Origin of the sequence: Salipiger sp. PrR002 (genome assembly GCF_010500775.1) — a bacterium.
Lineage (GTDB): Bacteria > Pseudomonadota > Alphaproteobacteria > Rhodobacterales > Rhodobacteraceae > Salipiger.
In genome coordinates this window covers 1-7,898 of the sequence record NZ_JAAGOU010000060.1, presented here as the reverse complement: position 1 = coordinate 7,898, position 7,898 = coordinate 1, and the positions used below count along the sequence as shown (strand labels likewise).

Annotated in this window: 8 protein-coding genes and 1 pseudogene; 6 read left to right on the top strand and 3 right to left on the bottom strand. The window is 65.8% G+C overall.

The genetic code is table 11. From position 1 onward, the window contains the following. Positions 1-110 (bottom strand): annotated as a pseudogene (locus tag G0A00_RS25625) (electron transfer flavoprotein subunit beta/FixA family protein); the annotation flags it as partial. Between the two features lie 395 nt (positions 111-505). Continuing rightward, positions 506-2,821, bottom strand: a complete 2,316-nt coding sequence (locus G0A00_RS25620) for a DNA topoisomerase IV subunit A (RefSeq protein ID WP_066102770.1) — start codon at positions 2,819-2,821, stop codon at positions 506-508. On the opposite strand from G0A00_RS25620, the gene G0A00_RS25615 reads away from it, so the two are divergent. The 5 genes from G0A00_RS25615 to G0A00_RS25595 all read left to right on the top strand — a co-directional run bounded on the left by G0A00_RS25615 (position 2,820) and on the right by G0A00_RS25595 (position 5,397). Then, entirely contained in the window at positions 2,820-3,017 is a 198-nt protein-coding gene (locus G0A00_RS25615) for a hypothetical protein (protein ID WP_164185492.1), read from the top strand. The two genes, G0A00_RS25620 and G0A00_RS25615, sit on opposite strands and share 2 nt — an antisense overlap. Next, positions 3,014-3,562, top strand: coding sequence for an SH3 domain-containing protein (locus G0A00_RS25610; RefSeq protein ID WP_164185494.1), 549 nt, complete (start codon positions 3,014-3,016; stop codon positions 3,560-3,562). The genes G0A00_RS25615 and G0A00_RS25610 overlap by 4 nt, the downstream gene beginning before the upstream one ends. 92 nt (positions 3,563-3,654) lie before the next feature. Beyond that, positions 3,655-4,518 (top strand): SDR family NAD(P)-dependent oxidoreductase, encoded by an 864-nt coding sequence (locus G0A00_RS25605; RefSeq protein WP_164185496.1) that lies wholly within the window; start codon positions 3,655-3,657, stop codon positions 4,516-4,518. 102 nt (positions 4,519-4,620) lie between these two features. After that, positions 4,621-4,821: a twin transmembrane helix small protein gene (locus tag G0A00_RS25600; RefSeq protein ID WP_066102764.1), complete on the top strand. Its 201-nt coding sequence runs from the start codon at positions 4,621-4,623 to the stop codon at positions 4,819-4,821. Next, entirely contained in the window at positions 4,822-5,397 is a 576-nt protein-coding gene (locus G0A00_RS25595; protein WP_164185498.1) for a cob(I)yrinic acid a,c-diamide adenosyltransferase, read from the top strand. Between the two features lie 136 nt (positions 5,398-5,533). Here the strand turns inward: G0A00_RS25595 and G0A00_RS25590 are convergent, their stop codons facing one another. Then, the gene (locus G0A00_RS25590) at positions 5,534-6,913 is read right to left on the bottom strand and encodes a cytochrome P450 (RefSeq protein ID WP_164185500.1); all 1,380 of its coding nucleotides are present in this window, start codon (positions 6,911-6,913) and stop codon (positions 5,534-5,536) included. A gap of 116 nt (positions 6,914-7,029) precedes the next feature. On the opposite strand from G0A00_RS25590, the gene G0A00_RS25585 reads away from it, so the two are divergent. Next, positions 7,030-7,725, top strand: a complete 696-nt coding sequence (locus G0A00_RS25585; protein WP_164185501.1) for a hypothetical protein — start codon at positions 7,030-7,032, stop codon at positions 7,723-7,725. The last annotated feature ends 173 nt before the right edge of the window (positions 7,726-7,898 follow it).

Sequence of the window (7,898 nt, the reverse complement as noted above, 5' to 3'; positions counted from 1 at the left end):
GGGTTCATCGACATCTTGACGTTGGCAAGATCGACTCCCGTGCCGTCCGCTTTCACGCGGACTTTCACGTTGTAGTCGATCACGCGCTTCACGGGCACAAGCACCTTCATGAGCGGATCACTCCCTTTGTTTCGCCGCGGCAAGCACGGCACTTCTGGTTCTCCCGTGGGGTGATAGCGAAGTGAACGCGAGGGAAACAGTGCCAATTTGGCCAAGCGTGCCAAAACGCCGCTGCGTTAGCGCGCTTGTGTGGACGCGAAGCAGCGCGATGTCGCGGCGGAAATTCGAACGGTCGGAAACGCGTTTCGCGCGCGTTGGCGGTTTGCATAAAAAATAGGCGATGGACTGAGGCGATGCCTGATCAGGGCTTAGGGAGGGCCGAAACTTGATTCGCAGACCTCGGTTCAGAGGGGGCGGCGGGTCGCTTTCAGCGGAGTCGAACAGCAAAAGGGCCACCCGAAGGCGGCCCCTTGTGTGAGATTTCAGTCCTGCCTGCCGAGGCAGATCAGGTGAACGTGTTGTCCCGCGGGAAGCCGCGCGGCGCCATACGGCCCGCGGTGGCGCGCTTGGCGATCCACTCGGAGAGGTCGGATTGGGTACGCGTGCGCCCGGCCGGGTCCTTCCAAGTGAGGCCGTCGGCCAGTGTGAAGGTGGTCAGGTCCGACAGGCCGCCATCCTTGTACTTCTGCAGGCGCACGCCCTTGCCCCGGCCCATCTCGGGCAGTTCGTCGAGCATGAAGACCAGCACCTTGCGGTTCTCGCCGACCACGGCCACCGCGTCGCCCGTCACCGGCTTGCAGATCTTGGCGAAGGCGGGCTCGCGGACGTTGAGGGCCTGCTTGCCCGCGCGGGTCTGCGCCAGAACATCCGCTTCGGGCACCACGAAGCCGTCCCCGGCAGAGGAGGCCAGCAGCAGCTTGCGGCCCGGCACATGCGCGAAGATGTCGATGATCTGCGCCTCGTTGGGCAGGTCGACCATCAGCCGCAGCGGCTCGCCCATGCCGCGCCCGCCGGGCAGGTTGGCGGCAGAGATCGTGTAGAAGCGCCCGTTCGAGCCGAAGACCAGCAGGCGGTCCGTCGTCTCGGCATGGAAGATGAAGCGCGGGCCGTCGCCGTCCTTGAACTTCAGTTCCGAGTTCAGGTCGATATGGCCCTTCATTGCGCGGATCCAGCCCATCTGCGAGCAGACCACGGTGATCGGCTCGCGCTCGATCATCGCTTCCAGCGGCACTTCCTCGACCTCGCCCGCTTCGGCGAAGGCGGTGAGCCGCGCGCCCCGCTCGAGATCCTTGGTGAAGGCCTTCTTCACCTCGCGCAATTCGCCCGAGATACGCTTCCACTGCAGGTCTTCGCTGGCCAGAAGGTCTTCGAGACCGGCGCGCTCTTCCATCAGCTTGTCGCGCTCGGCGACCAGTTCCATCTCTTCGAGCTTGCGCAAGCTGCGCAGGCGCATGTTGAGGATGGCTTCGGTCTGCACCTCGGTCAGGCCGAACTCGTCTTCGCCCGACACCGGGGCAGGGGAGACGTAATCGGCCTCGGAGGTGGCGCGGGCGGTCTTGCGGCCCCAGTCCTCGCGCATCAGCGCGGCCTTGGGGTCCTCATCATAGCGGATGATGTCGATGACGCGGTCGAGGTTGAGGAAGGCGATGATCAGCCCTTCCAGCACCTCGAGGCGGTGGTCGATCTTTTCCATCCGGTGCCGCGAGCGGCGGCACAGCACGTCGCGACGGAAATCGAGGAAGGCGCGCAGCACCTCCTTCAGCGAGCAGACCTTCGGTGTCACGCCGTCGATCAGCACGTTCATATTGAGCGAGAAGCGGATCTCCAGATCGCTGTTCTTGAACAGCAGGTTCATCAGCAGATCGGGGTCGATGTTCTTGCTCTTGGGCTCCAGCACCATGCGGATGTCTTCGGCGCTCTCGTCCCGGATGTCGGCGAGGATCGGCACCTTCTTGGTCTGGATCAGCTCGGCCAGCCGCTCGACCAGCTTGGACTTCTGCACCTGATAGGGGATCTCGGTGACCACGACCTGCCACTGTCCGCGGCCAAGGTCCTCGACCTCCCATTTGGCGCGCAGGCGGATCGAGCCGCGCCCGGTGGCATAGGCCTGCGCGATGTTCTCGCGCGACTCGACGATCACCCCGCCGGTGGGGAAATCGGGGCCGGGCACATATTGCAGCAGCGTCTCGTCCAGCGCGTTCGGCGACTTGATGAGATGCAGGCTGGCGTCGATCAGCTCGCCAATGTTGTGCGGCGGAATGTTGGTCGCCATGCCCACCGCGATGCCCGACGAGCCGTTGGCCAGCAGGTTGGGATAGGAGGCGGGCAGCACCACGGGCTCTTCGAGGCGGCCATCGTAGTTCGGGCGGTAGTCCACCGCGTCCTCGTCGAGGCCCTGCAGCAGCGCCTCGGCCATGATGGTCATCCGCGCCTCGGTATAGCGCGAGGCCGCCGGGTTATCGCCGTCGATGTTGCCAAAGTTGCCCTGACCGTCGACCAGCGGATAGCGGATGGTGAAGTCCTGCGCGAGGCGCGCCATGGCGTCATAGATCGCCGCGTCGCCATGCGGGTGGAAATCCCCCATCGTGTCGCCGGAGATTTTTGCCGACTTCAGGAAGCCCCCGCTGGAACTAAGTCGCAGCCGGCGCATTGCATAAAGGATACGACGATGCACGGGCTTGAGCCCGTCACGGGCGTCTGGCAGCGCCCGGTTCATGATCGTCGACAGAGCATAGGTCAGGTACCGCTCGCCGATTGCCCGGCGCAGGGTCTCTGCCACGTTACGAGGGTTCATGTTGGGGTCATCGACGATATCGTTCATGCATATTGTGATACCCGCGCAGAAAAGCGCGGGCAAGCGATCCGCACCGCGAATTCCATTCAGAGCGGATTTTTCCATATTCCCGCTTAAGGCGAGCGCGCAAATCGGCTATGCTGAGCGTGACGCCGAGTATTGGAACGGTGCGCCAGCGGCCTTTTTCAGCCAGCCCTTTTCTGTTCAGGAGATTTCAGCATGAAACGCCTTATGGTGCTTACTTTTGGCCTTCTGGGCTGGGCTTGGTATTCGATGTCCGGAGGCGCGGAATTCTCCGCCGGAACCAATGGTGTCGATCTTCCGGTGATGGTCCGCGCAGCCGAGGCCGAAACTCTGCCTGCAGCTTCAGCAGACGCCGCCGTTGAGCCTGAGGTGACCCGCGCCAGCACCGCCTCGCTCACCGATGTGGGGCCCGCCGAATCGCAGGCGACTGTGACCAAGGCAGCGGCGACAGCCAAGAGCATGGATCTAGCGCTGGCAGCAGTGCCCGACAAACCCATCGCGGCCAGCTTCGAGCCTGAAAGCGCCGAGCCTGAGACGCCCGCGGATCTGCGCAAGGTCACCGGCAGCCGGGTCAACCTGCGCTATGGTCCGGGCACCAGCTACAGCGTCGTCGGTCAGCTCGCCGAAGGCGACCGCGTGGAAGTGCTCAGCGATCCCGGCGACGGCTGGGTGAAGCTGCAGGCGCAAGATGGCGGCACCGCTGGCTGGATGTATGACGCCTATCTCGCCGCCGCTGTAAATTGAGGCGGTGAACTGAGGCGGCGGACTGAGCCACCAGCGATTGCAGCCCCTGCCAGCCTCGCCTATCCCGTTCTTTGCGAACAGGAGACCGGCGTATGGCATTGAGCACCGAACAGGCTGCGACAGAATCCCGAAAATCCATTCTCATCACCGGCTGCTCGTCGGGCATCGGCGCTGCGGCGGCCCGCGGGCTGCGCGCCCGTGGCTGGCGGGTGTTTGCCAGTTGCCGCAGCGAAGAGGATTGCGCCCGGCTGCGGACCGAAGGCTTCGAGAGCCCGCGGCTCGACTATGCCGACGAGGCCTCGATGGCGGTGGCGCTGGCAGAGGTGCTGGCGGCCACCGGCGGGACGCTCGACGCGCTCTACAACAATGGCGCCTACGCGGTGCCGGGGGCGCTTGAGGATCTGCCTACCGGCGCGCTGCGCGAGATCTTCGAGGTCAATCTCTTTGGCTGGCACACGCTGACCCGCATGGTGATCCCGGTGATGCGCGCGCAGGGGCACGGGCGGATCATCAACTGCTCGTCGGTTCTGGGGCTGGTGCCGATGCCGTGGCGCGGGGCCTATGTGTCGACCAAACACGCGCTCGAAGGGCTGACCGATGTGCTGCGCATCGAGATGTCGGACACGCCGATCAAGGTGATCCTCGTCGAGCCCGGCCCGATCACCTCGAAGATCCGCGCCAATTCCGTCCCTCACTTCGAGCGGTGGGTGAACTGGCAGGACAGCCCGCGCCGCGCGCAATACGAAGGCTCGCTGCGCAAGCGGCTCTATGCGGCCCCTCAAGAGGACACATTCGAGCTGCCCGCCTCGGCGGTCACCGAAAAGCTGATCCGTGCCTTGGAAAGCGATCATCCCGCGCCGCGCTACTATGTCACCACGCCGACCCACATCATGGGCACGCTGCGCCGCCTGCTGCCGTCGCGCCTGCTCGACTGGATCATCGAACGCGCCCGCTAGGTGCAGGAGGCCGGGTGGAGCGCGCTAAGGTCGCAGCCGCGCGCCTTCGCTTTTGGTCGCGAACCGGCTATGTGCGAAGCAAGAGGATAGGGAGGCAAATCCATGCGCGATGACCCGCTGTTTCTGGTCGTTGCCGTCGTGATGATGGCGGTCGTGGGCATTCTGCTCTTTGGCATCGGCTCTTTCGCGAAGGGAGGCGCCTTCAACAAGAAATACGCCAACAAGGCGATGCGCTGGCGCATCATCGCGCAATTTGCGGCGGTGGTGCTCATCCTCGTCTTTGTGCTGATCCGGAGAAGCTGAATGGTCGTGCTCAACAAGATTTACACCCGCACTGGCGATAAGGGCGACACGGCGCTGGTCGATGGCTCTCGGGTGCCGAAATTCGCGCCGCGGGTCGAGGCTTATGGCACGGTGGACGAGCTCAACTCGGTGGTGGGGCTGGCGCGGCTGCACGCGGATCCGGCGCTGGATGCGAAGCTGGCGCTCATCCAGAACGATCTCTTCGATCTCGGCTCCGACCTTGCCCGCCCCGATATGGCCAAAGACGCCGAGGCCGGCTACCCGGTGCTGCGCCTGACGCAGGCGCAGGTCGACCGGCTTGAGACCGAGATGGACGCGATGACCGCCCAGCTCGAACCGCTGCGCAGCTTCGTGCTGCCCGGCGGCACGGCGGCCTCCGCCTTCCTGCACCAGTGCCGCACCGTCGCCCGCCGCGCCGAGCGCCGCGCGGTGGAACTGGCCACGCTCGAAGAGGTGAACCGCCCGGCGGTGACCTATCTCAACCGGCTCAGCGACTGGTTCTTCTGCGCCGCGCGCATGGCCAATGATGGCGGCGCGGCGGATGTGCTCTGGGTGCCCGGCGCCAACCGCGACTGAGAAAGGGAGGGGGCGCTGCCCCCTCGTCGCTGCGCGCCTCACCCCCGGCGTATTTTTCAAGAGAAGAAGGACCCAAGGTTAAAGGGCTTCTTCTCTTTCCAAATACGCATATCCGAAGCGTGCCAGAGGCGCGGCGTCAGAGCGGTTCGGCCTCCAGCCACACGCCGCCCTCGGGGCGCAGGGTGAGGATCATCACCGGCTCCGGCGCGCGGCCCTCGACGGCGCCGAAGCGAAAGCGCTTGAGCAGCGTCGCGAGCACGATCAGCGCCTCCTGCAGCGCAAAAGCCGCGCCAATGCAGATCCGCGGCCCGTCGCCGAAGGGCAGATAGGCGTAGCGCGGCGGCTTTTCGACAAAGCGGTCTGGGCGGAAAGCGTCCGGGTCTTCCCACAGGCGATGACTGCGGTGCAGCGCGTAGATCGGGATCATCACCGTATCGCCTGGCTTGATCTCGCGCCCGCAGAGCTCGTCGGGCACCTGCGCCGTGCGCGAGACGATCCCGGCGGGCGGATAGAGCCGCAGCGTCTCGTCGATCACCCGGCGCAGATAGGGCAGCTCGGCAACCTCGGCGGCGCTGGCGGTATCGCCGCTGACCCCCGCCATGACCTCGTCCCGCGCGCGCTGCTGCGCCTCGGGATCGAACGCCAGCAGGTAGAGCGCCCACGACAGGGTGATTGCCGTGGTCTCATGCCCGGCGACGATGAAGGTCAGCAGGTTGTCGCGCAGCTCGGCGGTGTTCATGCGGCGCGTGGTTTCCGGGTCCTCGCCTGCCAGCAGCAGGTCGAGCAGGTCCGGCACCTCACGCGGGCCGCGGGCGGCGCGGTCGTCAATGGCGGCATCCGCCACGCGCTTCATCTCGGTCAGCCCGCCCGCCGAGCGCATGCGCCCAGGGCGGGGCACCCAATCGGGCAGGCCCAGCACGTCGAACAGCGAGATCCGCCCGGCCTCGGCGATATAGCCGTCGATCGCCCGGTGCACCGCGTCGCGGGCAAAGGCCTCGCCGCCGGAAAAGGTGACCTCGGAGATCACGTCGAAAGTCGTGGTCACCATCTCTTCGTAGAGGTCGACCGCGCGCCCCTTTTGCGCGGCGATCCGCTGCGCCGCCCGGTCCGCGGCACCGGCCATGATCGGGCCGAGGTTGCTCATATTGCGGGCGGAGAAGGCGGGGGCGGCGGCGCGCCTCTGCCAGCGCCATTGCGCGCCCTCGGCGACGAACATCGACTCGCCGATCGCCGGGCGCAGCAGGTTCTTGGTGACCATCGACTTGGGGTAGTCGTCGAGCCGTTCGAGCAGCACTTCGCGGATCGCGCCCGGCTCCATCAGCATATGCCAGCGCGCGCCGGTGCGGCCCGACACCATCGGCGTGCGGGTCGCGAGATCGGGGATGATCGCCAGCAGATTGCGCCGCGCCGCCCGCAGGCTGGCCAGAATGCCCAAGGGTTCGGTCACCAGCGGTGCGCGCACCGGCAGCGGGGCGGGGGCGGCGGGGCTTTGGGGTTCGGACGACGTTTCGATCATGTCACACCTCTTAGCAGAAGATAGGTGCGCTGGGGGCCACGGCAAAGCCGGGAGATTGCCAGCGCCGCCGCCGCCGGGCTATCCCTCGGGCCCCAGTGTTTGCCGAAAGTTCGACCATGTTCCGCCTTGCCGCCGCCCTTGCCATGCTTCTCGGGCTCACCGCCTGCGCCAACGGCCAGCGCAATCTTGAGAAACCGGCGGAGCCGCTGGGCAATTTCAAGCTCGGCTTCTCCGAGGTGGTGGCGCCCAACATCGTCAAGGGACCGCTGTCGCGGGAGGCCAGCGCCGAGGGATGGACAGCCGCGGTGGATCACGCCATCGAGGAGCGCTTCGACCGGCAGGGCGGCGAGAAATACTATCACATCGGCACCAGCGTCGAAGGCTATGTGCTGGCCCAGCCCGGCGTGCCGCTGGTGTTCAGCCCCAAGTCGGCGCTGATCCTAAAGGTGACGGTCTGGGACGATGCGGCGCAGAAAAAGCTCAACGACACGCCCGAGCAGATCACCGTGATGGAGGCGATCACCCCCGAAACGCTGGCGGGCTCGGGCCTCACCCAGTCGAAGGCCGAGCAGATGCGCAACCTCTCGGCCAATGCGGCGCTGCAGATCGAGATGTGGATGCGCCGCGAGTTGCGCGCGCAGGGCTGGTTCGGCGGCGAGGCGGCGCAGGATGCGGCAGAGGCGCGTCTGGCGGCCGCCAGTGCGGAGGCCGAAACCGCCGCGCAGGAGGGGCCGGACGCGGGGCAGGAGGCGGAAATTGCCGCTGCGACATCGGCCAAGGCTGGCCGAGAGCGCGAAACCGTGACCGAATAACCGCGCTTCGAAGCCGCCATTTGTCAACAGACGCTTGATTTTCTGCTCTCGACTCAATAAACGGCCCGCGATGCGAAACCGGGTCGCAGTCGACCCCCTAGAGGTGAGACGTCTGTAAAGATGGCAAAGGAAAAGTTTGAGCGCGGCAAACCGCACTGCAACATCGGCACGAT